Annotated in this window: 2 tRNA genes; both read left to right on the plus strand. The window is 45.7% G+C overall.

Annotated features, from left to right (window positions below):
• Positions 1–83: 83 nt before the first annotated feature.
• Positions 84–160 (plus strand) — tRNA-Ile (locus BPMYX0001_RS28795).
• Positions 161–168: 8 nt separating this feature from the next.
• Positions 169–244: transfer RNA gene (locus BPMYX0001_RS28800), tRNA-Ala, on the plus strand.
• Positions 245–265 lie beyond the last annotated feature (21 nt).

Consider the following 265-nt stretch of genomic DNA (forward strand, 5'->3'; position numbering starts at 1 on the left):
TGTTTTCGTTTAGTTTTGAGAGTTCAATAAACGTATTGACTCTTAAAAGATAATATGATATAAAATAATTCTGCAATTTGTATGGGCCTATAGCTCAGCTGGTTAGAGCGCACGCCTGATAAGCGTGAGGTCGATGGTTCGAGTCCATTTAGGCCCACCATACAATTTGGGGCCTTAGCTCAGCTGGGAGAGCGCCTGCCTTGCACGCAGGAGGTCAGCGGTTCGATCCCGCTAGGCTCCACCAAAACGCTATTTTACATAGCAT

Source organism: Bacillus pseudomycoides DSM 12442 (genome assembly GCF_000161455.1).
GTDB classification, from domain to species: Bacteria; Bacillota; Bacilli; order Bacillales; family Bacillaceae_G; genus Bacillus_A; species Bacillus_A pseudomycoides.